The organism is Staphylococcus ureilyticus (genome assembly GCF_002902235.1).
Taxonomy (GTDB): domain Bacteria; phylum Bacillota; class Bacilli; order Staphylococcales; family Staphylococcaceae; genus Staphylococcus; species Staphylococcus ureilyticus.
In genome coordinates this window covers 21,277-45,474 of sequence record NZ_PPRL01000012.1, presented here as the reverse complement: position 1 = coordinate 45,474, position 24,198 = coordinate 21,277, and the positions used below count along the sequence as shown (strand labels likewise).

The window sequence follows — 24,198 nt, the reverse complement described above, 5'->3', positions numbered from 1 at the left end:
AATATCTGTCCTACAATAGGAAGATTCGTTTTAGTATATTGAATAAATTGGGCTATCCCTTTATCTGTACTTGCACTGTTAGCCCATGCGTTAAATTTATTAGCTAAACTTTCTATACCTTTACCTGTCCAAGTAAATAAAGGGCCAAATTAAGTGAACATATGTGTGATACCATCGCCCACACGCATTGCAGCGTTAAGTAAGTTTTGGAATATCGGTGGACCAATATTATTAATAAGTTTGAATGCGTTGTTAGCATTTTTAGAAGATGTAACCCAGTTACGCATTTCTTTTGATGCTCGGGCTATTTGATTTGTAGTTGTCGTAATGAAGGGAGTTAATCTAGTTAACGCAGTTCTTGCGATATTAATACCATTGGCCATTGTATTAAATATAGCCGCTTGATTAGACTGCACAAGACCTTTCCATTGATTTTGCAAACCGCTTAATGCTGTTTGGTATCTACGAACTTGACTAGTAACTTTTATTTGGCCATCTTCTAACATTTGCAAAGCAGTTGTAGCTTGGCCACTAAATGCCATGATGCCGCCTAACGCAACACCATAAGCACCACCAAGTCCAATCGCACCACCAGCAGCTGCAGTAGCAGCACCACCTATTCCAGCAATAGCACTAACTGCACTACCAGCCACAGGTATTACAGCAGAAATGTTAGAAATTAAAGCACCCATGCCAATACCTCGAACTACATAGCCAACGTTCCTGAAACTATTACCAATTTTATTGATTTTAGCGTTTACTTCTTCCCAACGTTGACCCATTGCAGCAATTGCAGGACCCATACCGAAGAATTTTGTTTGTTCTCTGTGGAATTCACGCATTTCATCAGTTGCTTCGTCAATACGATTTTGCAATACGTTATAAGCTAAAGCATTTTCGTAAACTTCTTTTTCAGCTTTATCAAGTTTGCTAGGGAGTTGTGCAACTTCTCTGTTTAATGATGCATAAGATTTTTCAGCATTAGTTGCTTCTTGCTTCGCAGACTGCATTGCAGTTTTAGCACTAGTCATCGCTTCTTTGTTGGCATCACTAAAGTTTTGCAATTCATTTTTTGCATTTGCTGTTGCTACTTTAGATTCATTTAAATCTTGCTTAGCACTATCTACAGCATTAGATAAACTATTGTATTGAGCTCTAGCTTTAGCTAACTGATTGCCTAACGAAGTTAATTCTTGTTTAGACGCTTTGCCTGATGCATTTAATTGGTCAAATTCTTCCTGTAAACCATCTACAGAAGATTTAGCGTTTTTCATTTTCGCACTTAGTGCTGTGACAGTATTCTGCATTTGTTTTTGTGCATTTTGCGCATTCTTAACATTGGTTTGATGTTCTTTAAGTTCATTATTTAAATTGTCATAACTATCAGCCAATGATTCATAACGACTTTTAGCATTTTGAGCTTGAACTGCTGCTTCTTTCATCTTCTTGTTAGTGTTATCTTGGGCATTTCTTAACTGATCTAGTTTCTACTGTGCTTGTTCGCTTGCACGCCCTTGTTGTGTTAGTTTTTTGTTCAATCCTTCTAATTCAGTTTCGAATTTGTCCACTGACTTTTCAGCCTTATCAAAAGTAGAAAGGTTAGCTTTCATTTGAGCATCAGCAGTTTTTAATTTACGTTGAAGATTAGCCATCCCTCTATCAATATCGGAGGTGTCGATACCTAAACCAATCGTAAAACCTTTAATATCATCCGCCATTTAATCACTCTCCTTTCTTTGCATAATAAAAAAAGAGCCTAACTGGATTGACGTGGGTCTTTCCCAGTAATTGCTCCAATTAGACTCTCGTTGACTTTTACTTTCTTAGTTTTACTTTGTTTGTTATTTTTATCCTGTAAGATTCGTAATAGCTCGAAAATTTCAGTATTATCTATCTCCGTCATTTTCCAACCTGCTTCTAACAAGTCTTGATAAATAACATCGATATTCTTCGCCATTTTTTCATACGTTAAATCTTCATTTTTAAGTGAGCTACTATCTATTTTTTCTTTCCCGTTTCTTCGTTAGCTCCACTTACTTCAGTGATAAGTGTTTCAAAGTATTTATCTCCATCTACACCTTCTTGTAATTCATCTACAGTAAATTGGTTATCATATAAATCTTCAACAACCATTTTTTCAATTTGATCTAATGTTTCTTCAAATTTTTCTGCTTGTTCAATGTCTAAACCTTCAGGGTTTGTGCTTAAAGCACTCATACGCATTGATAAACGTGTACCTTTACGTGCTTGTTTACCTGTAAAGCTACCTGCTTTATAAAATTTCTTTTCTTCACCGTTGATATTTAATACTAATGCTTTTGCCATAATTTATTTACTCCTTTTCATCGGGTTTTATATTCGACCGATTATTTTAGATTTTTATTTTTGTATACAAAAATAGACGACCGGTTAAAGTCGTCTAATGTCTTTATGCTTCAGGTACTGTGTCTGTTACTGTATTGTTTTCAGATTTACCAAAAATAGATTGGAATACAGAGTCTTTACCTTCTGTAGATCCTTTAGGCTCATATGCCATCATAACTGCTAATTCTTCTTCGAAACCGCCAACTTCACGTTCCATGAATTGACCTTCGATTTCATCTGAACCGAATTCTACGCCGTCTTCTTTTGTTTGACCTTCTTTGTTCGGACGTGTGAATACGCCTTTAGATAATCCAAACCATTCCATTGACCCATCTTCCATCGTACGTGGGATAGCAACAGCCGCATAAGTAATACCTGTAGAATTACTAAATCCATATACGTTTTTGTTCTCGCTATGCTCAACTAAACCTAATAAGTCTTTTTGAACGTCAATAGGTAATTTGTGGAATGTTAGTGAAAGTGTTGTTTCTCCAGCAGACTTCGCAATTTCTGCTACTTTGTTTGACCCATAAGCTCTTTCTAATTCTTCACCAAACTCTAATTCCATTTCTTGTACATAGTCCACGTCTTTTATATTTCCAATTTCTACTGAACCATCTGGTTGTTCAGTTAAAACTGCATAGTACATTTTTCCTAATCCTGTCGCAGCATTATATCTACCCATTTATATTTCCTCCTTAAATTTAGGCATAAAAAATAGCCCTCCGTGATTACGAAAGGCTTGCCTATTCAGTTAATTCTTTATCGATATGTCTTAATCCATCTATCGTATATGGATTACCACGATATCTTCGTGCATCCATATAGATTTTAATTTCGTGGTCGTATTGATCAGTACCATCTTGTTGACGAAAACCAATCTGCCACAGTGTTTTTCTTATTTCTTCTTGCAGTAATTTAACAATGTCGTAATTAGGTCCACGTACATCTATTTGATATAAATATTCAGTCGATAAATTTATATCACTCGCATAGGTTGACGGTTGTGGTGCTATCAATGGACTAATGAGTATATAGGGTCCAGAAGTATCGGCAGTTTCATCATAATGATACGCTCGAATTCGACCTGTACAATGTTGAGCAATTGTTGCGTTTTTTAATAAATATTTTTGTAAAGTTTTCAACATATCAAACATTTACAGTTCACCTTCTAACGTTTCTTTTATAATTGATCTATATGGCATTTCTGTTGTGAACATTGTTCTAGCAATCGCACCTTTACCTCGTGGATTAGGTTTTTTAACCGAACCCCATTCGTTTATGTGAATAATGGAATAACGGTTTCGAGCACCTTCCCAATGAACTTTAACCATACGTGTATTGCCATGAATGAAATATGGGTCCGTAACGGTTATTTCACCTATACTTGCACCTGTATCTCTAAAGACTTCAAAATTACTTTTCAATACAGATGTAAAATACTTAGCCCCGTTATTTAAAGCCTTGTCTTGAGCTTTAAGCATCTTAGCTTCCCCATACTTCTCGCCGATTTTACGTAACATTTGATGCGTACCTTCTATTTCTACACTCATTTTGAGTATTCTCCAATAATTTTAATATTCATGTGGTAATCTGTATCATCATCAATTTGTACAATATTGAAATGTTTACCTTTATATCTAGGTAAGTCAATTTCAAAGTACATATCGTCAATGATTTCCTTACCCATTGGATACCATGTCACCATCGTTATACTTGCTTTATTATCTGTCATGTCCAAGTCTTTTTGAGAAGGAGGATAAACATTCGCAAAACATTTATAATAAACTTCGCTCACAGATTCACCTGGCAAGAAATCATCACTTGGTTTTGCGATATAAAAAATAACCGGTGTGCGCATTTCTCCACCAGTTACTACTTGTCTACGTTGTTGTGCCATCTTCTGGCACCTCCATATTGATTATTTGAAATTGGACAATGCTCGATAAAAAATTATCGTGAAATTCTTCTAATTTATCATTGAATACATATCTTGTACGTTCATATACCAATTCACGACCAAGCGAAATATCTTTCATTGAAAAATTACCGCATTTCCGTTTTATATCTTCATACGACATTTCTAAATCACGTTTAATGCGTTCATCTTCCATATCATAAAAAATACGATTACGTGCTTTAAATTCTTCAACATGTTCTGAAGTAATCATTTACATCACTTCTTCTCTTTAATTCGTTCTAAAAAAGGACCGTCAAAACCATTTGCTTTTAAAATTTCTTCAACTTCATCAGCACGTTTGACAGTCATTTCTACTTTTTCGTTCTTTTTTAATTTTTTATCTAATTGCTTATCTTTATAAGCTTTTAGCACTTTATACTCTGCCATTTATAAAACCTCCTTATTATGCTTCTGGTGTAACTGATGCATTATCAGTAGAACCTAAACTTGAAAAGTCTACATCATATACGAATGAAGTTTTATTATCGTCAGGCTCTGCATATAAGAATTGTTTTGCAGTATAAAGATCCATATCTTCTAATGCTAATGTTTGGTCAAATTCACGTACAATAACCTCGCTACCAGCATAGAAGTTGTAACGTGTTTTATCAAATGCTACTGCTTTACCAGCAGGTACAAATTCAGATTGTTCAAATGTTACGTTAAATGGAATTGGGCTTACAAATTGTCCGTTGTGTAATTGCATAAATGCTACACCAGTATAGATGTAATCTGCAGGGTTTAATGCGATAACTACATTATTTAATACACTAGCGCCTTTAGATTTTTTAACGTTACCGTCTTTATCATAGTACTCTTTAGTGGATAAGTTTTTAATAACGCCACCAATTTCAGAAATTGATTTATCTGCATCAGCTAAAGTTAAAGTACCAGCTACTGCTTTATCTGAAACAGCACCGTTTGTACGGTTAATTTCTTTCATTAATCCTACTGGTTGGTCTTTAGCAGCACCTTCACCAACAACTGCAGTTTTTTCAATTGCTACTGCAAAAGCTTCTTTGATTTGCGCGCGTACATAACGGTCAACCCATTGTACACCAGCATCTTTTAAATCTTTAGGAACAACAACAAACGCTGTAGCTTTACCTAATGAAACGTCTTGTTCATAGAAAGTAGCTTCAAGTTGTCCACGGATTTCTCCGAACACTTTACCCCATACAACCTGTCCTTCAGGCACAGAACGAATTACACGTGCTTTTAATCCTGTACGGTTGATGTTGATATGTTGTAATAATGGGTGTTCTGATTCAATATCTTCGAAGATACGGTCAATAACTGTTTCTGGTAATAATTCACCATCTTTCCAGTTTGTATCAGTATTAACATGATCTTCAGAAACTAATGCGTTGTAGAATTTCTTTTCTTCGTTAGTTAAACGATTAACTTTGCGTGCGTTTAACACTGCATTGTCACCTTGTTCATTTTGCATATCCTTACGAATAGCATTAGCTAAATCTTCGCTATATGCATTCATGTATTCTGTATACTTTTCCTTTACTTGTTCATCCGATGCATTCGGACTCATATTTGAAAATTGCTTTAACAATTCTTGTGAGTTTTGGAATTGCTCTCTGTTTTCTAAATCAATTGCCATAGTTTTCATTCTCCTTTTATTGTTTATTTTGTTTGCATATTAAATAATCTTGCAAAACTGTTTTGAGGTGGTTCATTTGGTTCAGGTTTTTTAGGTTCTGAACCTTCACCGTCTTTGTCAGAAACTTTTTTAATTTCTGCCAAGATTTCTTCTAATTTATCCATCACATCTTCAACAGTAATTTCTTCACCTTGTTTTTTAGGTTCTTGTGGCTCACCTGGACCTTCATTTCTATAACGTTTTGACATATTGTTGTCACCTCCTAGTAAGACTGATGTTGTTGCAGCCGCAACACGTGTACTTTCAGTTATATTATCGATTAACCCTAATTCTTCTGCTTCTTTAGCTGTAAACCATGTTTCTTCGTCCATATACTGACGTAGAAGCGCATGATCAATATCAGGATTTTTATCGATGTAACTGTTAAACACAACAGAATTGATTCTTTCTAATGAATCGGCTTGTTTTTTAAATTCATTTGAATCTCCCGTTACATTCGTCCACGCGTTATGAATCATTAGTACTGCATTATTTGGCATATTAACTGTGTCACCAGCCATAGCAATGACTGAAGCAATCGATGCTGCCAAACCATCAATATTTACGGTGATATGGGCGTTTTGACGACGAAGCATATTATATATAGCAACTCCACTAAACACATCACCACCCTGACTGTTTATATTCACGATAATTTCTTTTTCATCGCTCATTTCTTTCAGTTGATCTTTAACTGTTTGTGGGCTAATCGTCATACCTTCGACTGTCATTGAATCAATAAAACCGTAAATATCGATTTCGTTATTACTCATCTATATCACCTCCTTCACTACCTGTTGTTTCTTCATCCACAGTTTGATAGTTTTTAGTGATAATAAATTTCTGCATCTCTTCACTGCCAATGGGTTCATAACCAGTTAGCTCACGAATTTCGTCTCTATTAAAAGAACCACTAGCAATGAGTTTGTCTATCGCTTCACTCACTTCTAATGGTCCTTTTTGGTCTATAGATATAGCTTTAATTCGTTTACCTTCTTTATAACCTCGTTCGCTAAACAACTTAGCGTTCAATTCATCAGTGATTTTTTCAATAATAGGTTTGATACAGAACTTCATGTAATTATCAGTCATCGCTTCAATATCGGCTGTTTCTCCGTTTATCAAACCTACTGGTATTGCTAAATTTCTAGCGACGTAACTTAACAGTTGGTTAGGTACTTTAGCTAAATCATCAATCTGTGATGAGGCTTTCGTACCATTACTATTAGAATGTTCCTTGTATGAATATCCTTTTTGCATTGGTACAACTGCTACATCATTTTTACTAAATGCTTCATATGCTTTGTTAATAAATCTCTGCATACTTTCATTTGATGCTTCGTTTAACGCTAGCGAAGCGTCCATTTCTACTGTCCCTCTTATTTGATTACTCATCATATTATAAGTAAGAACACGACCAAAAATATCACCGTAATCTTTAAATAATCCCATCAACATATTGGTAATAGATTCATTGTTGTATTCTAAATAAATAACTTCACTCATTTTAAAGTTTCTTTCAAATTCAAACTCACCTAACATAACATTTTTAAAAATATCATCATATAAAGCATATTCTTCACGAACAAAATCATCGGCAATTATTAAATCTTTAGAATCGGTAACTACAATTAATACTTCATTATCATAAATTAACTTTCGAATAACTTTTTGCCAAAATGTAGCTGCACTTTCATCAGTATTTGGTCTAACATTCAATTTATAATGTGTTGTAGAAGAATTATCTTTAGTTTCACCATCTATAATTTCAAACTTTGTTTGACTTATTGTCCTAGCAATGTGATTGATACATGTGTCTAACGCCCAACGTTTTATGTAGGCTTTGTTGGAAGTTTCTCTAACAAGTTCTAAATCATATGAAAATTCAATTGCAGAATTTCTTCCCATTATTTTGTCAAATATACTCAAATTCTCACCTCCTAGAAATCGATATCAGCCATTATGAAGTGTTCTTCATCTTTTAAATATGTGTCCGCTATCCACAAAGCATGTATAAAGGCTTGAAATCCATCAGTTTTACGTCTGACTTCATCTTTTTTCTCGTAAATTTTATTACCATCTTTTTTTACAGTTACTTGAACGTTGTTTGTATACCACCGCATTAATGGATTGTCTCCGTATACAACTTTATGTTGGCTAAACAACGTTTCAACACGCGGCGCTAAGATAGACTGGATGGATTTCGGATTTCTAACATATATAAATTGGAAGCCTTCTTTTTCAAGTTGTTGTTTTACAATATCTAATCTATACATATCTGCACATATTACAGTCAGATTGTATTTTTCTCTCATTTCTTTAAACCAATCTACAATGTGATGGATATCAATAACTGGCTCATCAAGAATTGTTAATAATCCTTTTTCTTCCCATTCATGTATTGGAGCTTTCAATCTTACATTTTCTAAAAATCCTTTTCTTACAAATGAATGTGATTTCCAAATGTACTCGTCACCTTCTTTAAACAACAGACCGACACTCGCAAAATCTCGAATATCCGCAAAATCTAAACCACCAACACAAGTGTGGTTATCTAATGGAGGTATTCGTTTATTTGTCGCTAATATATCTTCCCATTGAGCAATAGAAAGGGATAAATCAACCTCAGGTAAATTCATTCTTTTAGTCATAAATTCAGGTCTGTTTGAAGGATTGTTTGGTAGTTGTTTATATTGAATTAGCACTTTTCTGAAAAGACCTTTAGCATATTCAGTACGTGGTTCACAAAACATCGGATTAGCTTTCTCCCACATTTCTTTGTCATCTACTTCTTTGGGGTCATCTAATCTGCAAATGAATGGAAACATAGGATCATCTAATTCTTCACCTTTTAAAATTTCCATTGAACGTTCTTTCATCTTGTCGATAAAGCCATCTCGAACGAATCCATCTGTACTGATAAAAAACTCTCTTGGATGTTTAACTTTACCTAAACCAGAACTAAACACGTTTACCGTATCCCAATTTTCATACGCTGCAACCTCATCGTATATAACACAACCATCACGTAGTCCATCCTTTGTACTTGCGTTTGATGTACGATATTTGATATACGAACCTGTATCGTATGCAGTGATGTGTGCTTTACGATTATCAAAAATATCATCTAATTCATTCTCTTTAATACAGTTGAATATTTCTTCGAATGATGTTTTAGCTTGTTCTTCTGATGTTGCAACAACAGAAATATTATAGTGGTTAATTCCATGTAAACCGCTAATGAAATAATGGCTAAGTCCACTGATTAAACCATTTTTACCAGCACCTCTTGCCATCATGATGAAAAATTGCTCGTAAAAAAGCGCGTCATCTTCTTTGTATTTTAAGAAAATAAACGCTATTAGGAATTTTTGGAAACTATTCAATTTGAAATAATACTTTTCGATAAAACTAATACAGTTTTTTATATGTGTTTCATCAAAGTAAATGTCATCTCTATTAAATACGTGTTTTTCGAGATGTTCGACCAACATTCTTCGTTCTTTATTAAATTTTATATAACCTTTTCGCCACTGTTCGATGTATTGTTTTACTTCATCCACTATCTTCATAATAAATCACTCGACGTTCTTCTTTTTTTATTATCTTCTTCCTTGTTTTCTTTAGGTAGTAAATCGGATAACTGTTTAATTACTCTTTGGTAAGATTGATCTCTCGTCGTATACAATCTAGCAACGGGGCGTTCTCTTTCATATGGTGGAGCTTTATCCGTTTGTTGGAACATCGCGTATTCACCGTTTTCTTGTATATCATTCCACATATAATCGAGCATTATCCTTAATCTTGCAGCTTGAATTATCAATCCTTCTGCGACTTTTAACTTATCTTCAGGAATATCTTTGTATATTTCGAGCAATCGCTTGCGTTCTTTAATTACTTGCTTATCATTGTCGCTTACTTTCATGTTTTCACCTCATTTCACGCCAATATACCCTAAGGGGGTTATGTAATGTTTTATTTTTACGGTTAAGCAATCGGGACCTTCTTCGCCGTTTCTTCCTCACGTGGACAAAACCAATTTGTTTCCACCCGGGGAGGACAATTGTTTAGGTTTTTGTATTCACGAAAAACACAATTACCATTTTTCATCTCCATCCCATTTATTAGGCTTGCGATTCCATCGATTATAACTTCGATTGTGTTTACGGTTATGACAAGATACACACAATGTAACCAAATTGTCCATGTCATATGCTAAATTTGGATGTGTATCCAACTCTTTTATATGGTCAACATCTAATGATTTATGTTTGCTCTTATCAATAGTTGTCACTTTACCTTGTTCCTTACAATGTTGGCATTCATAGTTATCTCTTTTTAATACTTGTAGCCTTGTATCACGACATGCTTTAGATTTGTAGAAACGCATTGTCTCCTTATCAACAACACGATCACTTGCTGGTTTATTATCATGTCTTGCATACCAATCATGTATGACTTCTTCAACCTCATGTGCATCGTGTCTGTCTGTTTCGTACAAACGTTTAAGACAAGTATTTATATCTACATCCATCTTGATGTACTTCGCTTCTATAGATAATGTCTTAAGTCTATTAAGTATTACTTTAGATAAGAATGTCGTAATGATGTACATAGTTCCTTTATCATTCCACTTGGCATAATCAATCATGCTATCTCTTATGGTAAGAAGTAACTCGTGTGCATTGTCATTGTATTGTTGGTATTCACTATTAGTGATAGTCTTTGCTAAAGCATCATAGTCATACACAATATCTTCATTAGTTAATTGTTCATTAACGTATGTTGTCTTACCACTCATGGGTGAGCCATACACAATAACAAGTTTCACATTACTTACCTCCATATAAAGAAAGACACACCACTTAGTGATGTGCCTACTTATAATATAGTATTGTTATTTATAATAAGTCACTGGAACTTATCGTATATCGATATTATATACCACACCTATGTACAGTACATAATAGTGTACGATGTGTACGATTCGTACGATGTGTCTGGTTATTGTTGGTTCATGTATACTTCGGTGATAGCATCTATCCTATTGTATAAGTTATCCTTACTTATCTGCATCAGTACCATGATTCTATTCTTACTCTCTCCCTGCTTAAGTAGTTGGAGTATGTGATAGTTCTTATCATTAGTAATCATATGCTCATGCCCATCAATGAATGCTACCTTCTCTATAAGCTCCTGTGTCTTACGTCTATCATTATCATTACGTATAACTCTAACCAACACCTTATCGCCTGTCTGTCCTTGCCCTTTAGGCATAGCTGCTTCTATACCATACTGTCCTGTTGATGTACTATCATACTCATATACTTGTGAGTCAATTAATCTTTTCATCCAATGATAATCTGTTATGATCTGTTTTACTTCAGTTGGTGTAAACATCTTATACCTCCAGTTACTTCATACGTTTATTTGACTCGCCTTTAATCTTGCGTATATTTTTATCATCCAACTCTCTCTTAGGCAGGTCCTTTTCAAATATTGTGTATAGCAGATAACCTACTTCATACTCTAACGCTTTTATCTTTGCGTCTTTGATGGCATTGTATATAAGCGTGAGTATCGCAATACTACCTAACACGATTGTTGTTATTATCCACATGTTATTCACACTCCATAAATCGCTTAAAGAATTCATTTTTACTTATAGCATCCCATGATGTTGGTCCATAAATATTTTCATCGTTTCCAAAGTTGTTCCACTTATAGAATATTGTACCTGGATCTACTGGCACTGACTTTTCACTTGAGTTAAAGTGATTCATTAACAAATACTCTGTGCCATCTATACGTGTAAGTAATGGTTCTGAACGTCCAATGAATTCACAAACTTCTTCAAAATTTTCTCTACCTTTAAACTCAATGTATTCAATTTCATCTGGTCTTTTAATTGCTTTTTTAATCATATTACTTCTCCTCCTCATAATCTTTAGGTACCATATCTTTCGCTTGCATACGGCAAATGATTTCGTATGTGATCTCTTTACTTAGTTCATATAGCGCCAACGTTAATAATAGTTTGAGTATTTGTTTCATTGGTTGTCCTCCTTATGTTTAACTTTCTCTTTCGCATCTTCTTTATTCTCTGCATCCACTACAACAAATTCTTCATTCTCCTTAGCTCTGGTTGCATCCAAGAACACTTCACCTGTTGTGTGGTGTGTTTTGCGTACTAGAAATTGCATGTCGTCACTCCTTGCCTAATATTATTCGTACACGTTCAACGATGTCTTTAGTATCCTGTTGATCCGTATCCGCCTCTTTCTGATTCTTGCTCAAAACTTTCCACCTCTGTTATTTCTGGTAATGCTACACGCTGTACAACTAACTGTGCTAGTTTCTTACCTTTGTCTACTGAAATTGGTCGCTTGCCAATATTATCCACAATAATACCTATACTCTTATGATATGAATTATCTATTGTGCCTAACTGTACTCTTAACTTAGTTTTAGCAGTCACACCACTTCTAGGTCTAACCTGCGCTTCATACCCTTCGTCTAAATGAATTGCAATACCTGTATCGATAATTGCAGTTTCACCCGGATCTAGTGACTTAGCTTCACATGTGAATAAATCTAATCCACTATCACTAGCGTTTGCTCTATATGGTTTGATTGCATCTTCATGATTACGTTTGAATATTAGTTTTTTCATCCTACTTAACCCCCAATTGATCTAACTTACTTCGATATTCTCTATACATCAAACTGCCTTGATGCAGTGTTAATTTATAATCTATGAGCTTTCTAAACTGTTTCAGCAATGCTAGTTGTTCTGCATTTTGTCGTTCCAACCGTTTATTATTCGCACGTAAGACGATTAAATCATCTACACAGTGCTGATATGCTTGTTTGTATTGGTCGCATTGCTTTTTCACTTTCTTCAACCTTGCATCCATAACGCTGACATGAAATTTCGTTTCCGAATTCATAATTAACACTCCTTATTGATTAGGTAATCCATAGCTCATACATTCGTTGTACAATTCATCTTCTGCAATCGCCTTTTTAAGCTCGTCTATAACAATACTTATTTCGTTATGGCTCATGCTTTTTATTTCTATTTCTGTGTAATCTTCTGCACCGTATTGTTCTTGTAATGATTGGACATACTTCACTTGTTTATCTGTAGCCACCGCCATCACTCCTCTAGTAAATGTGGGTGTTGAAATTGATTACCAATAATTTCATATACTTCTGAATCATCTATACTGCAATGGTCATATCCACCACTGAAAAAGTCAGTTAGTACAAAGCTACCGTCTAACCACTCAATTAAGAAAACATCTCCATAAGAATCTCTTGCAATATCTTTTTCATATATTTCCGTTCCATGTGCGTCTTTAAGCCCTGTGGATTGGAGAAGCTCCCATTTCACTCCTAAATCATCTTCTAAATATGGTGGGTCTATGTCGTTTTCATTATCATCCCAAGCTTGTAAATACCAAAGTGAGCCATCATCATCAAATCCTATTGTTCTAATACTTAACCATTCTTTTTCTTCTTTATCCCACGCTCTAAACTTAATCATCTACTCCACCAGCCCTTTCAATTCATTTAATACTTTCCTGTTATGTGCTTTATCCTCTGGCAACACTGCCATGACAATGCTACGTGGATTAATCGAGTATAAGAATCCTTTAACTCCACAATCTCTTAGTAGCTTTGCCATTTCGACAGTATTTCTGCCTTTAGTATCAATTTTGTATTTAACTTTGATAGTTTCTGATAGGACCATGTGCTTAATCACCTACTAACTCAATATCACCAAACAACCAGTTCGGTATCCCTTTTGTTTGTTTAATGGGTTCATATTTCTCCTCCACAAACTTTATGTTCAATTCCTTTTCCGTATCTTCGTTATAAGGGAGTAGGTTCAAACTTGAGAATCCCATAAAATCATTTACATCATTCTGTATGAAAAAAGCTCCTGTTGCTTCTCTAGTTAATACATCACATTGAACAACGTTTCCATTCATACCTCTAATTAACATATTAAATAATAGAAACGGTATTGCTCTATCTGACAATTCTTCTGCAGTATAGTAATAATCTCTAGGCTCGTAATCAAATGGAGAATGTTGCATTCTGTCATAATTCCAGCGCTCGATAAGGATGCCTCCTGTACCTGCTGCCGGTTCATAATATGTGTTTCCTTCACTTCCAACTATGTGAGTCAATAATTTACTGACCGATTGAGGCGTGAAATCTTGTTTTTGGTTTTTTCTATCTGCATGTTCATCTTGGAAGTAATCGTGAAACCAGTCATAAGTTACATCTTTATCAAATGCATTCAAGAAATCCATGAAATACTTATCGCGTTCTGGTTTGTCCATGTACAATATTTCCATTAATCTGTCTGGTGCTTTATAACTCTCTTTTATTCCTAATATGTTGTTAATCTTAGTTAATATTTCTGCCATCTACTTCACATCCCAATTTTCAAACGCACGCTCGATATACCATTTAGCTTTAGCCACATCTTCTTTACCATTCTTGTGTGGTGATCGTGCAAGATACTTAATAGCATTACCAATGTGATAAGCTACGTTAGGATTGTAGTGTTTCGTTACCTGCTCTATGAAATCTATAACTTCTATATCACCATAGTTATAATGTGAAGGACTGTTAACTGTGTCCTCTGCATACTCTGGCACTGAATTCCACTCTGTTATTGTGAAATCACAATTATCGTTGATACCTCTATACACGCCATTATCTATTTTTATTTCAGCATACTTACCATTATCGGCTATTTCAGAAATTTCACCTGTCATATCATCATCTAGCATTTTGACTTTGTAACCGACTTTTAAATCTTTAATTTTAAATAATCCTACATTTTCATCTTTACGCTTACGTTGTTGTAGGTCGTTGGATTGGTTTATTCTTTTTCTGAGTTCATCAATACCTTTTTCCTTTGCTTCCTCTAAAAGTTTTTTATCAACAGTAAATCCACTTAAACCTTCAGAGTCACTCATGCTCTCCGTCTTATCTTCTATCTGCTTACTCCACAACTCAAAGTCGTTGAAGTCTGTGATTTCATATCTGTGTTTAGGTAGCGATTCGATAATCGCATAGTTTCCTTTATCGTCAATCTCAACCACTCTACCTATCACACGCATACCACTGCTATACTTACCTGCACCTAAGTCATTCACAACAACGTAGTTACCTATTTTTAAATCACTGATTTTCATCTAATGCACCGCCTTAGGAAAAATACTTGTATTCATTAAATACTGGCACCACTTACCTCTGTCATGGTTTTGTGGTGTTCCATCGTATAACCAAGGACGTTCTTCCTTATGCTTTTCTTCTCTGTAATTAATCTTCGCTTGTGTGTTATCTGCTTCATACTGTTTGGCATAGTTGATATAAACTAAATCTTTAGGGTCAATACCTTTAGGTACCTGGCATGCTTCTGCTAACGACCAGCCTTTCAACAGTCGACCTCTTAATAAACTATCTGATATATCCAACTTCTCTGCTAGTTCGTAGTTATCACCTTTGATTTCATATATTGCATCGTGTACTCTAATTGTTTTAACCATCTCAATAACCCCTATCTATAATTTTTACGTCGTCAAACTCTAATGGTTTTGCGTCCATGTAATCTTCTTTATTCGTCCACATCTGATTGTGTATCTTATCAGCGGCAGTATTATCATCGTCATCGTGATTAACATACACTCGCTTCTCAACGTAGACTTTATATCGAATTGTTGCTGTTTCTTCATTCATTTAGATCACTTCGCTTTCTTGCGTTCTCGTCTAGCTTTAATTAAATCTTCGTAAGTTATCCATTGCTTACCTGTGTATTTAGGAGCTTTACATATCCACGTTAGCTTCACATCTTGATATTTGTATCGGAATATCTTCGCTTTCAATTTAGCTGTTTCTGTGGCCATTCCTTTAACGTCTATGACCTCGATTAATTTGCCATCATTCCATAATGCAAAATCTGCAATATATTCTGATTTACGTTGCTTACCAAACTTAGGTATCAACTCGTATCTTGGTTGTGTTTCAATATAGTCGTAACCGTCTACATGCAATCGACTTTCTAAATATTGATAATATTCACACTCTACTGTGCTATCGAATACAATCCCTTTGTACTCAACCTTCTTAGCGTTGTATTTGCTCATTCCGTCACTCCTACAAGTCGAATATATTTATTTGTGATCCAAGTTCTTGTTCGTAATACAAATTGTGTACTGATTTGAAATGCATTAATTCATCGTCTGTCATTTCTTTGGTTGGTCCTGCAAAGTAAGCACCAGTGAAATTGCCTACTTCATTCAGTCCGTTTTCTAGTGGTACAACCGAAATCACTTTTTCGTCATTATCTCTATATAAAAAATATTGTTGCATCATTTTATATTCACACCTCTATATTCTTTGAAAATCATTTGCTTGTTTTCGTCATAGTCGTCAAAGGGCGTTAGACGTCCATTTTCAAGCAATCTCTTAACTGCGTAGCCTAATTCCAATAAACACGTTTGAACGTCTGTATCACCTTTGTATGTCGTTCTGAATAGATATCCAAGTAATTGTTGGAACTCTGCTATTTTCATCCGTAAAACCTCTGTGATTTTTTATAAAATTCTAATCCGACCGTTCCTGTTTCACCGTCTTTATTTTTAGCGATGATAAACTCTATATCAGACTTGCCTGTTTCATTATCTACTAGATCTTTATCGTAATAATCATCACGATATAGCAGGAAAATCATATTAGCGTCTTGTTCAATGCCACCAGCTTCTCTTAAATCACTCATCATTGGTCGCTTATCCTGTCTTGATTCAACACCACGACTTAATTGCGATAGCGCTATAATTACGCTACCTGTTTCTTTAGCAATGATTTTCAAGTCACGTGATATTTTTTCTACTTCTAGTCGTCTATCACGTTGTGGTATATCTGGTTGCATCAATGTAAGGTAGTCGATGAATATTACATGTGGTAAATCTGATTGAGCCGTTGCTCTTTCTCTCACATCTTGTGGTGTAATCTGTGCTGTATCTTCTATGCGCAAGTTGTTGTGTTTCTTGATTTTGTCTATCGCAGTCATGATGTCGCTTGTTTCTTTATCGCTTATACCATCAGCTTGTTTAACTTTGTGCAACGGAATGTTCGTTATACTCGATACCAAACGCTCAACAATGTTATTACCACCAGTTTCCAAACTAAAGAATGTAGTAGGATAACCTTTTAAGACAATGTTCCACATGATATTTAACGCTAAAGATGTCTTTCCAGTACTTGGGCGTCCAGCTAACACATTCAGTTGCCCGGCTTCAAACCCCATAATTCTGTTATCTACCGAATTAATACCAGTCTTGATAAACTGTTTTGGCTTGTCGCTTAGTATGTTGTCCATGACCTCCACCAAGTAATTATCAGTAGGATTGTCTTTATCAATTGTCATGTTGTCTAATTCTTGTAACTGTTCTATCAGATACTTAAAGTTAGTACGGTTAGGCCTCAATTGATATTCAGATGTCTGTTGTGCAGCTTCTCTTATCACATAATTTTCTAGCAAGTTCATTTGATCCTGCATAAAGAAAACTTTAGATGTGCCGTCCGAATTGTATAAATCACCTAATCGTTGTGTGGATATAAAATTCTTATCTTCACGACTTTTGTAATAAATTTGGTTTACATCAACTTTCCCGTTGTTCATTACATATTTGATAAACTCTTGAATTTTTTGATCTGTGAACATTTGTGGTTTAAGTTTCAACTTGCCTAGTAAGTCTGGATTACGCATAAGATTGGAAACAATGGCTTCTTCGGTGCTTAATACATTTATATTAGTCATCTTCATTCATCCATTCTTGTTTCATTTGTTGCCATTTATTTTTTAATGCTTCACGATTTTTGGCATATTCAGCATCATGTTTCATTCTGTACTCGTGAGTTTCTTCTTCTGGTATTACGATGTCATTTGACTGTTTAGGTTTACTGTCCATAATTTCTGAAACAGTAGGTTTAAATTTATGTTCACGTATATATTTTTTAGTCTTGTGTAATGATCTATCGTAATCACCATACTTAGTAAGTTGTTCAACCCACAATCTAGCTTTCAAATCGTCTTTAGCAAAATTCATGTTGTAAGCAGAATCAACTAAACTCATGATTGTTGCAGCTTCTTTTTTATTCATAGTCATTTAGTTAATCCTCCCCGTTGATAAGTTGATTAAAGAAACTATCTCCATCGCTCTTATTAGTAATTGTTGTTGTTTGATTTAGATAACTTTCGAACTTTGTACCAAATAATGTTTCTGGTCTTAGATATCTGTCCATTTTGTTATCGCCTTTCCACTCTTTAACCATGTTGTCTATAACATTTATGAAATCATCTTCGGTAAATCCTTCGTTAAATCTAGCTTTTATTAACGTTTGAGTTTTACCAGTTGTATGTTTGTATTTTTTATCAGCCTTATTATTAAGATGTTCGATTATTTTTTTGTAAGGAAGGGAAGGTGTTTTATCTCTTTCTTCTTCTATTTCTTCTTCTATTTCTAATTCTTCTTCTGTTGCGTGACTGTCACGTGACTTCACGTGACCATCTGTTAATAGTCGTTCTTTTTCTCGTTGCCTTTGTTTACGCAATCTATTTTGTTCACGAATCTTATCTAAACCTTCAATGTTCTGGTGTTTTTCCCAATTAGATATTTTGATTACGCCTTGAACAATCTCTGTCATTCCTAATTTTTCAAATGTTTGTAATGCTAGTCTGATTGAATTAAGTGGTCTATTAAATTCATTCGCTAGCATTTCTTCGTTGTAAGGTAAGTTTTCCGATAACATGATGTAACCTTGTTCGTTGTACTTGCCAGCTAAAGTTAATAACTTAACCCAAATTGTTATGATTGTATCTCTTTCAGGCAAAGCTTCTATATACTTAATTTTGCTATCATCGAACATTCCAACTTTCAACTTAATCCATGACACTTCAGTCATTCACTTTTACTCCTTTCAGCATCTTATTCAGTTTCTCGTCCACTTCCACCCAAGAGTTTTCTAAATGATGTAACTTATTAAAGCTATCCATTCCCATGTTGTGTTGTTGATTGTGGTGGAATCTACATAGTGCTAATACTTTGTTTCCGTAATGATCTATCTTGTTTCTGTTGCGTCCTCTACCTACTGCTTGATAATGTGCTAAATCGGCATTCTTAGCCCCACAGACGACACATATTCTGTTTATGGTAGATTTATATATAAAATACTTATCGTTGCTCATAAGGTCGCTAGTGGCTTTGTGGATAGGTATATTATTTGTGAATATAAAATCAAGTATCAACTCGATTAATTCACTGGCTTGTCGTCTACTGCAGTTACTTAATGAAATAGGTTCATAGCCGTGCAAGAACTCTAGTTGTTTTTGGAACATATACCTTAAATAATCCATTGGTTGTCCATAGTGATTGAATATATCTCTTATCATTGCGAACACTTTTCGACGTTGTTTATCAGTTATCTTGTAAGGATCACTTACGATTACGTCGCATTCTACTTCTAATCCATTATCTAACAGTAAGTAGTCTTTATTTTCTAAAGTTAATCCAGTGATGACAGCAGTTATTGTGCCATCATCTTGCTGGATGTACGATTTAATTTGAGCCATTTAATCAGTCCTTTTAGAACGGTAACGAATCTTCAGAAATATCTGCACCACCATTAGCAAATGGATTATCTTTAGCTTGTGCTTGCTGTGGTTTATTACCTTGCTGTTTGCGTTCTACAAAAGTTACTTGATTAACTGCAATATCAGTAGTGAAAACTCTATTACCTTCTTTGTTTTCATAACTTCCAGTTTGTACTGAACCAGTAATGCCTATTTTCTGACCTTTACTAAAGTTGTTAGCGATGATTTCTGCTGTTTTGCCAAATGCTACGCAAGTTAGAAAATCTGTTTCGTATTCTCCTGTTTGCTTGTTCTTAAACGCTCGTTGTATTGCTACTCTGAAATTAACTACATTATTGTTTTGTCCTTTTAATTCTGGGTCTGCTACTAAGTTTCCTACTCCGTTGAATTGGTTCATTGTTCATCATCCTTATCTAATTGTTTTAGTCCTGCATCTAGTTTCGCGTGTGCTTGTGCTATTTCTTTTTGTGATACTTTGTTCATGTCCGATATACCTAACCATCGCATTGTTTTGTCTAATGTTGCGTCACGGCCTTTTTCTTGCGAGATACTAACAAATTGATTAATCTTATCTTCTAATTCTGTTCTGTCATTATCACTAGCATCTGGTGCATCCTCACCCAAATATAAATAGTTTCCTAGACCAAATTGAGCTGCACATTTTACCATTACTCTTTTCATACTTTTGTTTATGTCGAAAGTTGTAGCTGATCCTTTAGGAATTGCTTGGTTTTTGTAATTTAATACTGGTAACCACTCTCTTTTGGTAACGCCAAATAATGTGATTTCCACACAAACCATATAACCTTCATCTGTCTTTAAATAAGGCACGAAAATGTCGTCACGTTCACTGTCTGTATAAGGAAATTCTATGAATCTGTGTTGAAAATTTTCATCTAATTTAGTTAATTCTTGTTGAACATATGCCCAAGATAAATAGTTGAGACCATTTTTTTGTTCAACGTGTTCGTTTACGTTACGTGAATTAAGTTCGTTAAATTTTTCGATAAAGCTAGTCATCTTGTACCTCCTCGTATTCCGTTGTTTCTATGACCGTCTTTTTTATAGCTATGTGATGGTCCATATTAATTTTTGCTTCTTCCATTCCATCGAATTCTCTAGCTCTACTTATGTTAGTGGAATAATTTGTATCTGGATTAGCATCACTAGGTTTGTTCGTTATATAAATTGGTATTTCTCTGTGCCGAATGATATAAGTTACCGTTTCCTTCGCCATTTGACGAAACACCTCAATTCCGTGTATATTTAAGTTGTATATTTTGTAAATCGTTTGACTGTTAGCAATTGCCGTTGCTTTCAGTCTTTTTTAATGCATCGAAAAACTTATCCCAGAACCAATACAATCCGAAACCTGCCATTACTGCTAACAACATACCAATGAAGAAATCGTTTGTTGCTAAGCCTATCGCTATTGTTGAGAATGGCATTGATAGAAATGTTAATAGTGTTCTCATGTAATCACTCCTTTCCTTTTAATATTTCTTCCGGTATTTTGTGGTACGGGAATTTTTCTTGGAACATTTTAACTGGCACTCTGCCTGAAATAGTAAAGTATCCTTGTTGTTCCATTTCTTCGTTCATGCGCTTGATATATTTGCATGCGGTAGAGGCAGAGACCTCCAATACATTTGCTACTTCTTTTGAAGTTAGTACGTTTTTAATCATTACGATCACTCCTTTCGTTTTTAGGTTGTGCTATACTATTTTTATCGCTACTGCGATAGTGGGTGGTGATACTTATGTCCAAAGATCATGTGACTATTGAGACATCTTGCCCTAATTGTGGTAAACGTATGAAAATTTCTACTAAGAAAAAACATAACCGTTGTTCAAGATGTAAACTCGATTTCACTCTGAAAAAGTAGTATTAAAAGGGAACCCTTCTTCAATTAATGAATTTATTGTCGATTCAGCTTCTTCTAATTCACGAATCGCTTTTTTAATTTTTAATTGTTTTATCTCAAGGTCTTTCTCATTAATAATTAAATGATGTACTACTTTGTTTCTTGTTTTATCAAGCACCTTTTTAGTAACTATTGCAGTAGTTGCTATTAAGAGTGCTTTTTTAATTGATTTGTTCATTCCGTTTTCTCCTATATTTCTATTTTTTTTATTTATCACTCTACGAACTTAGTAAAAAATACTCTCAATCTATTTCTTACAATACTGCGATGCTGCTTTTAAAAGACGACGAGCAGAATTAGTAGCATTTTTAGCATCACTTGGTATAACAAATGAATTGTCTTTTAGATAATTCTTAGGTCGATTAAGCAATTGTTCTATTACTGTTACAGCAGTGTATAGGATGATTGCTTTTTTGATTGGTTGTAATTTGTTCATTCCGTTTCCTCCTATTGTTCGATTTGTGATGTGGTCCTCTTTAAGGGTGTCCACATTATGGACAGCCTTTTATTTCTACACACAATATGTGTAATAATTGAGGTGGCAAGTAACCACCCCATGTGGTATAATTAGATAAACAAGAGTTTCTTGTCTAATTTGTAATCTTTTTTACGATTTTTGTTGTAGATGTCTGTCAGTACAAATGGCAGGCATTCTTTTTTTGAATTAAAATTTGGACGTTGCTTATTAACATCTGCCATTAAGTTGTCGAAACCTTTTTGTTGTAATCTCTTCAGTAAGTTATCCTTTTTTAGAACGTCGTAGTAAGTTGCTAGAAACTTAGCAAAACCTTCCATAATGTATCCTTGAAAGAATGTTCTTTCTACACCGAATGAGTCTTTAATGAAAGTTAGTGTTTCAGTCAAACCACGACTACCATATTTGTTGTACACACGTTCTAGTGAACGATAAGCAGTTATATAATTTTGTGTTGGATTGTTATTGTCGTAATCGATGTCTAAACCAGCTTCTAATACACTGAACAAAATTAGTTCTGCATTTTCATCCCCTTGTTTCAAACTTGCTTTTGCCATTGAGTTTGGAGATTTAGTAGGTCTAGTGTTGATGTTTTTATAAAGTTTAGCTTCTTCTGTAACAGTTAATCCTTCGTGAACCTTAGCAGGTACTGTTCCAATTCCTAGTTCTTTTAATGCTTGTACTCTATGTTGACCATCAATGATGTAGTAGTAGCCGTTATCTCGTCTATTAACTACGATTGAGTCAATTGAAGCCTCGTCAAAGTTATTCACAATACGCTTGACTTGCACCTCTTTTACTGGCGACTGATAACTCATATCTGTTTGTAATTCGTTTACGTTTAAATTTCTTAATTTCATAATTAATATCCTCCTACTTTTATAAAGTGATTTATTTTTTCTTGTGCTTGTTTTAATGATTTGTAATTTAAAGTTGATAAGACTTTATCGAAAACTTCGAAATCATCTATTTCTCTATCGTGTATATCGATAATTTCTTCTAATGCACTTACTAATGCGTTTGCCGAAGTTTCATATTGCATCATGCGTCTAACTTCAGGCTCTACTGCTCTTGAGTCTCTATTGATTTGTTCTCTTGCGTCGATAGGTTTATCTTGTTCTGCCTCTTGTTTTTCAACCACTGGCTCCTCCTTATGACGTTGTGATTCGTAGAATTTAACTTTTTGTTCGAGTTCCTTTTTCTCTCGACTCAATTTCTTTGCTTGTTCCTTCGCTGTTTCGTAATCGTCAGGTTCCATGTATCGTTCGACTACTTCTGGTTCCTTGTTTTCCTCATCTTCTAGTTGTTTACGTGCGATTGATTCCGAATGTTGCGCTTGTTCTAATTGCGATTCGAGTTCTGATTTTTCTTCTTCACGTTGTTTTAGTTGTTTTTTTAACTCCTGAATTTCTCTTTGGGACATTTCAGTAACTTTTTTATTTTCTCCGCTTTTTGTTTCATAGACTTTGTCATGTTCCTTTTCGTCTAACGTTGCTAATTCGTAAAGTACACTGGTTCCTAAATGTCCCAGCGATGGGTCATTTAGTTTTGGATTATCAGCTATTTTCATAAATCTATTTGCAGAGCTTTTACTCAAACCAATTTTTTCAACCCAATTTCTGAATTCTCCATGTACTAAGTCATTCTCTTTTACATGCTTTAATCTTCTCCCAATCTCGAATATCGATTGACCCGCAATGTTTTGATAACTTTTAATTTCAGTTTCAATAGTTGTTAAGTCATCGCTTAGTTGTAATTCATTCAATTAATTTACCTCCTTGTTTTTATTTTGTTCTCTATCGAGAACATTGTGTGTAAAAAAAATATCTAAATTATTAGTTTCGTAACCTAATATTTTAGCCATTTTTATAAACTCATTTGCACCGATATCTACAAATCCGTTTTCTCTTTTGGCATAAGGTGTTCTTGTTTTCCACCCCATTTTGTGAGCCATCTCATCTTGCGTAATTCCACAAGCAATTCTTTCGGCTCTCAATCGCTTGAGATTCAGTATCATGTTGTCACCTCCAATCGTTCTCGTTTGAGAACTGTATATAACTTAACACGCTTCGTTCTCGTTAGTCAACACTTTTGTTTTTTTTTTACTCAAAAAAGTTTTTTCTTCCTATATATTGTATTCTT

At 34.6% G+C, this 24,198-nt stretch carries 46 protein-coding genes; all 46 read right to left on the bottom strand.

All coding sequences use genetic code 11. The features are described 5' to 3' along the window. Positions 1–149: 149 nt before the first annotated feature. The 46 genes from CD150_RS13665 to CD150_RS01475 all read right to left on the bottom strand — a co-directional run bounded on the left by CD150_RS13665 (position 150) and on the right by CD150_RS01475 (position 24,073). Entirely contained in the window at positions 150–1,442 is a 1,293-nt protein-coding gene (locus CD150_RS13665) for a coiled-coil domain-containing protein (RefSeq protein WP_103161285.1), read from the bottom strand. 45 nt (positions 1,443–1,487) lie between these two features. Continuing rightward, positions 1,488–1,718 carry a hypothetical protein gene (locus CD150_RS13660; protein WP_103161284.1) on the bottom strand — a complete coding sequence of 77 codons (231 nt, stop codon included), beginning with the start codon at positions 1,716–1,718 and terminating at the stop codon, positions 1,488–1,490. Positions 1,719–1,756: 38 nt separating this feature from the next. Next, positions 1,757–1,957, bottom strand: coding sequence for a hypothetical protein (locus CD150_RS01680; protein ID WP_073342768.1), 201 nt, complete (start codon positions 1,955–1,957; stop codon positions 1,757–1,759). A 41-nt stretch (positions 1,958–1,998) separates the two neighbouring features. Further along, positions 1,999–2,325: a phage tail assembly chaperone G gene (gene gpG, locus CD150_RS01675; RefSeq protein ID WP_103161283.1), complete on the bottom strand. Its 327-nt coding sequence runs from the start codon at positions 2,323–2,325 to the stop codon at positions 1,999–2,001. A gap of 103 nt (positions 2,326–2,428) precedes the next feature. Then, positions 2,429–3,049: a major tail protein gene (locus CD150_RS01670; protein ID WP_103161282.1), complete on the bottom strand. Its 621-nt coding sequence runs from the start codon at positions 3,047–3,049 to the stop codon at positions 2,429–2,431. Between the two features lie 61 nt (positions 3,050–3,110). Continuing rightward, entirely contained in the window at positions 3,111–3,521 is a 411-nt protein-coding gene (locus CD150_RS01665) for a hypothetical protein (protein ID WP_103161281.1), read from the bottom strand. Continuing rightward, positions 3,522–3,917 (bottom strand): hypothetical protein, encoded by a 396-nt coding sequence (locus tag CD150_RS01660; protein ID WP_073342780.1) that lies wholly within the window; start codon positions 3,915–3,917, stop codon positions 3,522–3,524. After that, entirely contained in the window at positions 3,914–4,264 is a 351-nt protein-coding gene (locus tag CD150_RS01655) for a phage head-tail adapter protein (protein ID WP_073342783.1), read from the bottom strand. The genes CD150_RS01660 and CD150_RS01655 overlap by 4 nt, the downstream gene beginning before the upstream one ends. Then, positions 4,248–4,535: a hypothetical protein gene (locus tag CD150_RS01650; RefSeq protein ID WP_040030417.1), complete on the bottom strand. Its 288-nt coding sequence runs from the start codon at positions 4,533–4,535 to the stop codon at positions 4,248–4,250. Before CD150_RS01650 ends, CD150_RS01655 begins: the two co-directional genes overlap by 17 nt. Positions 4,536–4,540: 5 nt before the next feature. Further along, entirely contained in the window at positions 4,541–4,711 is a 171-nt protein-coding gene (locus CD150_RS13330) for a hypothetical protein (RefSeq protein ID WP_169926874.1), read from the bottom strand. Between the two features lie 16 nt (positions 4,712–4,727). Continuing rightward, on the bottom strand, positions 4,728–5,939 hold the full coding sequence (locus CD150_RS01645; protein ID WP_073342790.1) for a phage major capsid protein: 1,212 nt from the start codon (positions 5,937–5,939) through the stop codon (positions 4,728–4,730). 23 nt (positions 5,940–5,962) lie between these two features. Next, positions 5,963–6,751: a head maturation protease, ClpP-related gene (locus CD150_RS01640; RefSeq protein WP_073342795.1), complete on the bottom strand. Its 789-nt coding sequence runs from the start codon at positions 6,749–6,751 to the stop codon at positions 5,963–5,965. Next, a complete protein-coding gene (locus CD150_RS01635) occupies positions 6,744–7,907 on the bottom strand; it encodes a phage portal protein (RefSeq protein ID WP_103161280.1) in 1,164 nt (387 codons plus the stop codon). Before CD150_RS01635 ends, CD150_RS01640 begins: the two co-directional genes overlap by 8 nt. A gap of 11 nt (positions 7,908–7,918) precedes the next feature. Next, a complete protein-coding gene (locus CD150_RS01630; protein ID WP_073342804.1) occupies positions 7,919–9,550 on the bottom strand; it encodes a terminase TerL endonuclease subunit in 1,632 nt (543 codons plus the stop codon). Further along, positions 9,547–9,903 (bottom strand): hypothetical protein, encoded by a 357-nt coding sequence (locus CD150_RS01625; protein ID WP_103161279.1) that lies wholly within the window; start codon positions 9,901–9,903, stop codon positions 9,547–9,549. Before CD150_RS01625 ends, CD150_RS01630 begins: the two co-directional genes overlap by 4 nt. A 171-nt stretch (positions 9,904–10,074) precedes the next feature. Further along, positions 10,075–10,368, bottom strand: coding sequence for an HNH endonuclease (locus CD150_RS01620; protein WP_103161304.1), 294 nt, complete (start codon positions 10,366–10,368; stop codon positions 10,075–10,077). Between the two features lie 614 nt (positions 10,369–10,982). Continuing rightward, positions 10,983–11,378 (bottom strand): hypothetical protein, encoded by a 396-nt coding sequence (locus CD150_RS01615; protein ID WP_103161278.1) that lies wholly within the window; start codon positions 11,376–11,378, stop codon positions 10,983–10,985. A 13-nt stretch (positions 11,379–11,391) separates the two neighbouring features. Beyond that, positions 11,392–11,598, bottom strand: coding sequence for a DUF1514 family protein (locus CD150_RS01610; RefSeq protein WP_103161277.1), 207 nt, complete (start codon positions 11,596–11,598; stop codon positions 11,392–11,394). A gap of 1 nt (position 11,599) precedes the next feature. Then, complete coding sequence (locus CD150_RS01605; RefSeq protein WP_103161276.1) at positions 11,600–11,902, bottom strand: hypothetical protein; 303 nt, start codon at positions 11,900–11,902, stop codon at positions 11,600–11,602. A gap of 1 nt (position 11,903) precedes the next feature. Beyond that, positions 11,904–12,032 carry a transcriptional activator RinB gene (rinB, locus tag CD150_RS01600; protein WP_103161275.1) on the bottom strand — a complete coding sequence of 43 codons (129 nt, stop codon included), beginning with the start codon at positions 12,030–12,032 and terminating at the stop codon, positions 11,904–11,906. Continuing rightward, positions 12,029–12,181, bottom strand: coding sequence for a DUF1381 domain-containing protein (locus tag CD150_RS01595; protein ID WP_103161274.1), 153 nt, complete (start codon positions 12,179–12,181; stop codon positions 12,029–12,031). The genes rinB and CD150_RS01595 overlap by 4 nt, the downstream gene beginning before the upstream one ends. Before the next feature lie 47 nt (positions 12,182–12,228). Continuing rightward, positions 12,229–12,651 (bottom strand): dUTP diphosphatase, encoded by a 423-nt coding sequence (gene dut / locus CD150_RS01590; RefSeq protein WP_103161273.1) that lies wholly within the window; start codon positions 12,649–12,651, stop codon positions 12,229–12,231. A 1-nt stretch (position 12,652) separates the two neighbouring features. After that, entirely contained in the window at positions 12,653–12,928 is a 276-nt protein-coding gene (locus tag CD150_RS01585; RefSeq protein WP_103161272.1) for a hypothetical protein, read from the bottom strand. Between the two features lie 12 nt (positions 12,929–12,940). After that, positions 12,941–13,132 (bottom strand): hypothetical protein, encoded by a 192-nt coding sequence (locus CD150_RS01580; RefSeq protein WP_103161303.1) that lies wholly within the window; start codon positions 13,130–13,132, stop codon positions 12,941–12,943. Between the two features lie 5 nt (positions 13,133–13,137). Continuing rightward, the gene (locus CD150_RS01575) at positions 13,138–13,527 is read right to left on the bottom strand and encodes a YopX family protein (RefSeq protein WP_103161271.1); all 390 of its coding nucleotides are present in this window, start codon (positions 13,525–13,527) and stop codon (positions 13,138–13,140) included. Then, positions 13,528–13,734: a hypothetical protein gene (locus CD150_RS01570; RefSeq protein WP_103161270.1), complete on the bottom strand. Its 207-nt coding sequence runs from the start codon at positions 13,732–13,734 to the stop codon at positions 13,528–13,530. A gap of 4 nt (positions 13,735–13,738) precedes the next feature. After that, complete coding sequence (locus CD150_RS01565) at positions 13,739–14,419, bottom strand: N-6 DNA methylase (RefSeq protein WP_103161269.1); 681 nt, start codon at positions 14,417–14,419, stop codon at positions 13,739–13,741. Next, the gene (locus CD150_RS13655) at positions 14,420–15,196 is read right to left on the bottom strand and encodes a DUF3310 domain-containing protein (protein WP_240621207.1); all 777 of its coding nucleotides are present in this window, start codon (positions 15,194–15,196) and stop codon (positions 14,420–14,422) included. It lies immediately after the preceding gene. Continuing rightward, positions 15,197–15,550: an SA1788 family PVL leukocidin-associated protein gene (locus tag CD150_RS01555; RefSeq protein WP_073342857.1), complete on the bottom strand. Its 354-nt coding sequence runs from the start codon at positions 15,548–15,550 to the stop codon at positions 15,197–15,199. A 195-nt stretch (positions 15,551–15,745) separates the two neighbouring features. Next, positions 15,746–16,147: a DUF1064 domain-containing protein gene (locus CD150_RS01545; RefSeq protein WP_073342865.1), complete on the bottom strand. Its 402-nt coding sequence runs from the start codon at positions 16,145–16,147 to the stop codon at positions 15,746–15,748. Between the two features lie 10 nt (positions 16,148–16,157). Next, the gene (locus tag CD150_RS01540; RefSeq protein ID WP_073342869.1) at positions 16,158–16,376 is read right to left on the bottom strand and encodes a DUF3269 family protein; all 219 of its coding nucleotides are present in this window, start codon (positions 16,374–16,376) and stop codon (positions 16,158–16,160) included. Then, a complete protein-coding gene (locus tag CD150_RS01535; protein WP_073342874.1) occupies positions 16,373–16,576 on the bottom strand; it encodes a hypothetical protein in 204 nt (67 codons plus the stop codon). The genes CD150_RS01540 and CD150_RS01535 overlap by 4 nt, the downstream gene beginning before the upstream one ends. After that, positions 16,573–17,823 carry a DnaB helicase C-terminal domain-containing protein gene (locus CD150_RS01530; protein WP_073342879.1) on the bottom strand — a complete coding sequence of 417 codons (1,251 nt, stop codon included), beginning with the start codon at positions 17,821–17,823 and terminating at the stop codon, positions 16,573–16,575. The genes CD150_RS01535 and CD150_RS01530 overlap by 4 nt, the downstream gene beginning before the upstream one ends. Continuing rightward, a complete protein-coding gene (locus CD150_RS01525; protein ID WP_073342884.1) occupies positions 17,816–18,172 on the bottom strand; it encodes a replicative helicase loader/inhibitor in 357 nt (118 codons plus the stop codon). Before CD150_RS01525 ends, CD150_RS01530 begins: the two co-directional genes overlap by 8 nt. A gap of 4 nt (positions 18,173–18,176) precedes the next feature. Next, positions 18,177–18,968, bottom strand: a complete 792-nt coding sequence (locus tag CD150_RS01520; RefSeq protein WP_073342888.1) for a phage replisome organizer N-terminal domain-containing protein — start codon at positions 18,966–18,968, stop codon at positions 18,177–18,179. Next, entirely contained in the window at positions 18,961–19,635 is a 675-nt protein-coding gene (locus tag CD150_RS01515) for a putative HNHc nuclease (protein ID WP_073342893.1), read from the bottom strand. The genes CD150_RS01520 and CD150_RS01515 overlap by 8 nt, the downstream gene beginning before the upstream one ends. A 13-nt stretch (positions 19,636–19,648) precedes the next feature. Beyond that, positions 19,649–20,053 (bottom strand): single-stranded DNA-binding protein, encoded by a 405-nt coding sequence (locus CD150_RS01510; protein ID WP_073342898.1) that lies wholly within the window; start codon positions 20,051–20,053, stop codon positions 19,649–19,651. Further along, positions 20,050–20,676, bottom strand: a complete 627-nt coding sequence (locus CD150_RS01505; RefSeq protein WP_073342901.1) for a Sak single strand annealing protein — start codon at positions 20,674–20,676, stop codon at positions 20,050–20,052. Before CD150_RS01505 ends, CD150_RS01510 begins: the two co-directional genes overlap by 4 nt. After that, the gene (locus CD150_RS01500) at positions 20,669–20,893 is read right to left on the bottom strand and encodes a DUF2483 family protein (protein WP_073342903.1); all 225 of its coding nucleotides are present in this window, start codon (positions 20,891–20,893) and stop codon (positions 20,669–20,671) included. Before CD150_RS01500 ends, CD150_RS01505 begins: the two co-directional genes overlap by 8 nt. A 61-nt stretch (positions 20,894–20,954) precedes the next feature. Continuing rightward, positions 20,955–21,131: a hypothetical protein gene (locus CD150_RS13325; RefSeq protein ID WP_169926873.1), complete on the bottom strand. Its 177-nt coding sequence runs from the start codon at positions 21,129–21,131 to the stop codon at positions 20,955–20,957. Between the two features lie 4 nt (positions 21,132–21,135). After that, on the bottom strand, positions 21,136–21,342 hold the full coding sequence (locus tag CD150_RS01495) for a hypothetical protein (protein ID WP_073342906.1): 207 nt from the start codon (positions 21,340–21,342) through the stop codon (positions 21,136–21,138). A gap of 183 nt (positions 21,343–21,525) precedes the next feature. Then, the gene (locus CD150_RS01490) at positions 21,526–21,759 is read right to left on the bottom strand and encodes a hypothetical protein (protein WP_046208794.1); all 234 of its coding nucleotides are present in this window, start codon (positions 21,757–21,759) and stop codon (positions 21,526–21,528) included. Positions 21,760–21,828: 69 nt separating this feature from the next. Continuing rightward, positions 21,829–22,017: a hypothetical protein gene (locus CD150_RS13320; protein ID WP_142219001.1), complete on the bottom strand. Its 189-nt coding sequence runs from the start codon at positions 22,015–22,017 to the stop codon at positions 21,829–21,831. A 131-nt stretch (positions 22,018–22,148) separates the two neighbouring features. Beyond that, positions 22,149–22,916, bottom strand: coding sequence for a DUF6551 family protein (locus CD150_RS01485; RefSeq protein ID WP_069973581.1), 768 nt, complete (start codon positions 22,914–22,916; stop codon positions 22,149–22,151). Positions 22,917–22,918: 2 nt separating this feature from the next. Continuing rightward, a complete protein-coding gene (locus CD150_RS01480) occupies positions 22,919–23,821 on the bottom strand; it encodes a DUF3102 domain-containing protein (protein ID WP_073342908.1) in 903 nt (300 codons plus the stop codon). Beyond that, a complete protein-coding gene (locus tag CD150_RS01475) occupies positions 23,822–24,073 on the bottom strand; it encodes a helix-turn-helix domain-containing protein (protein ID WP_103161268.1) in 252 nt (83 codons plus the stop codon). Between the last annotated feature and the right edge of the window lie 125 nt (positions 24,074–24,198).

Bases quoted from the DNA above. Each gene is read 5' to 3' on its own strand.
- CD150_RS13665 (WP_103161285.1), bottom strand. From the start codon at position 1,442: ATGAAAGAAGCAGCAGTTCAAGCTCAAAATGCTAAAAGTCGTTATGAA.
- CD150_RS13660 (WP_103161284.1), bottom strand. From the start codon at position 1,718: ATGGCGGATGATATTAAAGGTTTTACGATTGGTTTAGGTATCGACACC.
- CD150_RS01680 (WP_073342768.1), bottom strand. From the start codon at position 1,957: ATGGCGAAGAATATCGATGTTATTTATCAAGACTTGTTAGAAGCAGGT.
- gpG (WP_103161283.1), bottom strand. From the start codon at position 2,325: ATGGCAAAAGCATTAGTATTAAATATCAACGGTGAAGAAAAGAAATTT.
- CD150_RS01670 (WP_103161282.1), bottom strand. From the start codon at position 3,049: ATGGGTAGATATAATGCTGCGACAGGATTAGGAAAAATGTACTATGCA.
- CD150_RS01665 (WP_103161281.1), bottom strand. From the start codon at position 3,521: ATGTTTGATATGTTGAAAACTTTACAAAAATATTTATTAAAAAACGCA.
- CD150_RS01660 (WP_073342780.1), bottom strand. From the start codon at position 3,917: ATGAGTGTAGAAATAGAAGGTACGCATCAAATGTTACGTAAAATCGGC.
- CD150_RS01655 (WP_073342783.1), bottom strand. From the start codon at position 4,264: ATGGCACAACAACGTAGACAAGTAGTAACTGGTGGAGAAATGCGCACA.
- CD150_RS01650 (WP_040030417.1), bottom strand. From the start codon at position 4,535: ATGATTACTTCAGAACATGTTGAAGAATTTAAAGCACGTAATCGTATT.
- CD150_RS13330 (WP_169926874.1), bottom strand. From the start codon at position 4,711: ATGGCAGAGTATAAAGTGCTAAAAGCTTATAAAGATAAGCAATTAGAT.
- CD150_RS01645 (WP_073342790.1), bottom strand. From the start codon at position 5,939: ATGGCAATTGATTTAGAAAACAGAGAGCAATTCCAAAACTCACAAGAA.
- CD150_RS01640 (WP_073342795.1), bottom strand. From the start codon at position 6,751: ATGAGTAATAACGAAATCGATATTTACGGTTTTATTGATTCAATGACA.
- CD150_RS01630 (WP_073342804.1), bottom strand. From the start codon at position 9,550: ATGAAGATAGTGGATGAAGTAAAACAATACATCGAACAGTGGCGAAAA.
- CD150_RS01625 (WP_103161279.1), bottom strand. From the start codon at position 9,903: ATGAAAGTAAGCGACAATGATAAGCAAGTAATTAAAGAACGCAAGCGA.
- CD150_RS01620 (WP_103161304.1), bottom strand. From the start codon at position 10,368: ATGCGTTTCTACAAATCTAAAGCATGTCGTGATACAAGGCTACAAGTA.
- CD150_RS01615 (WP_103161278.1), bottom strand. From the start codon at position 11,378: ATGTTTACACCAACTGAAGTAAAACAGATCATAACAGATTATCATTGG.
- CD150_RS01610 (WP_103161277.1), bottom strand. From the start codon at position 11,598: ATGTGGATAATAACAACAATCGTGTTAGGTAGTATTGCGATACTCACG.
- CD150_RS01605 (WP_103161276.1), bottom strand. From the start codon at position 11,902: ATGATTAAAAAAGCAATTAAAAGACCAGATGAAATTGAATACATTGAG.
- rinB (WP_103161275.1), bottom strand. From the start codon at position 12,032: ATGAAACAAATACTCAAACTATTATTAACGTTGGCGCTATATGAACTA.
- CD150_RS01595 (WP_103161274.1), bottom strand. From the start codon at position 12,181: ATGCAATTTCTAGTACGCAAAACACACCACACAACAGGTGAAGTGTTC.
- dut (WP_103161273.1), bottom strand. From the start codon at position 12,651: ATGAAAAAACTAATATTCAAACGTAATCATGAAGATGCAATCAAACCA.
- CD150_RS01585 (WP_103161272.1), bottom strand. From the start codon at position 12,928: ATGAATTCGGAAACGAAATTTCATGTCAGCGTTATGGATGCAAGGTTG.
- CD150_RS01575 (WP_103161271.1), bottom strand. From the start codon at position 13,527: ATGATTAAGTTTAGAGCGTGGGATAAAGAAGAAAAAGAATGGTTAAGT.
- CD150_RS01570 (WP_103161270.1), bottom strand. From the start codon at position 13,734: ATGGTCCTATCAGAAACTATCAAAGTTAAATACAAAATTGATACTAAA.
- CD150_RS01565 (WP_103161269.1), bottom strand. From the start codon at position 14,419: ATGGCAGAAATATTAACTAAGATTAACAACATATTAGGAATAAAAGAG.
- CD150_RS13655 (WP_240621207.1), bottom strand. From the start codon at position 15,196: ATGAAAATCAGTGATTTAAAAATAGGTAACTACGTTGTTGTGAATGAC.
- CD150_RS01555 (WP_073342857.1), bottom strand. From the start codon at position 15,550: ATGGTTAAAACAATTAGAGTACACGATGCAATATATGAAATCAAAGGT.
- CD150_RS01545 (WP_073342865.1), bottom strand. From the start codon at position 16,147: ATGAGCAAATACAACGCTAAGAAGGTTGAGTACAAAGGGATTGTATTC.
- CD150_RS01540 (WP_073342869.1), bottom strand. From the start codon at position 16,376: ATGATGCAACAATATTTTTTATATAGAGATAATGACGAAAAAGTGATT.
- CD150_RS01535 (WP_073342874.1), bottom strand. From the start codon at position 16,576: ATGAAAATAGCAGAGTTCCAACAATTACTTGGATATCTATTCAGAACG.
- CD150_RS01530 (WP_073342879.1), bottom strand. From the start codon at position 17,823: ATGACTAATATAAATGTATTAAGCACCGAAGAAGCCATTGTTTCCAAT.
- CD150_RS01525 (WP_073342884.1), bottom strand. From the start codon at position 18,172: ATGACTATGAATAAAAAAGAAGCTGCAACAATCATGAGTTTAGTTGAT.
- CD150_RS01520 (WP_073342888.1), bottom strand. From the start codon at position 18,968: ATGACTGAAGTGTCATGGATTAAGTTGAAAGTTGGAATGTTCGATGAT.
- CD150_RS01515 (WP_073342893.1), bottom strand. From the start codon at position 19,635: ATGGCTCAAATTAAATCGTACATCCAGCAAGATGATGGCACAATAACT.
- CD150_RS01510 (WP_073342898.1), bottom strand. From the start codon at position 20,053: ATGAACCAATTCAACGGAGTAGGAAACTTAGTAGCAGACCCAGAATTA.
- CD150_RS01505 (WP_073342901.1), bottom strand. From the start codon at position 20,676: ATGACTAGCTTTATCGAAAAATTTAACGAACTTAATTCACGTAACGTA.
- CD150_RS01500 (WP_073342903.1), bottom strand. From the start codon at position 20,893: ATGGCGAAGGAAACGGTAACTTATATCATTCGGCACAGAGAAATACCA.
- CD150_RS13325 (WP_169926873.1), bottom strand. From the start codon at position 21,131: ATGAGAACACTATTAACATTTCTATCAATGCCATTCTCAACAATAGCG.
- CD150_RS01495 (WP_073342906.1), bottom strand. From the start codon at position 21,342: ATGATTAAAAACGTACTAACTTCAAAAGAAGTAGCAAATGTATTGGAG.
- CD150_RS01490 (WP_046208794.1), bottom strand. From the start codon at position 21,759: ATGAACAAATCAATTAAAAAAGCACTCTTAATAGCAACTACTGCAATA.
- CD150_RS13320 (WP_142219001.1), bottom strand. From the start codon at position 22,017: ATGAACAAATTACAACCAATCAAAAAAGCAATCATCCTATACACTGCT.
- CD150_RS01485 (WP_069973581.1), bottom strand. From the start codon at position 22,916: ATGAAATTAAGAAATTTAAACGTAAACGAATTACAAACAGATATGAGT.
- CD150_RS01475 (WP_103161268.1), bottom strand. From the start codon at position 24,073: ATGATACTGAATCTCAAGCGATTGAGAGCCGAAAGAATTGCTTGTGGA.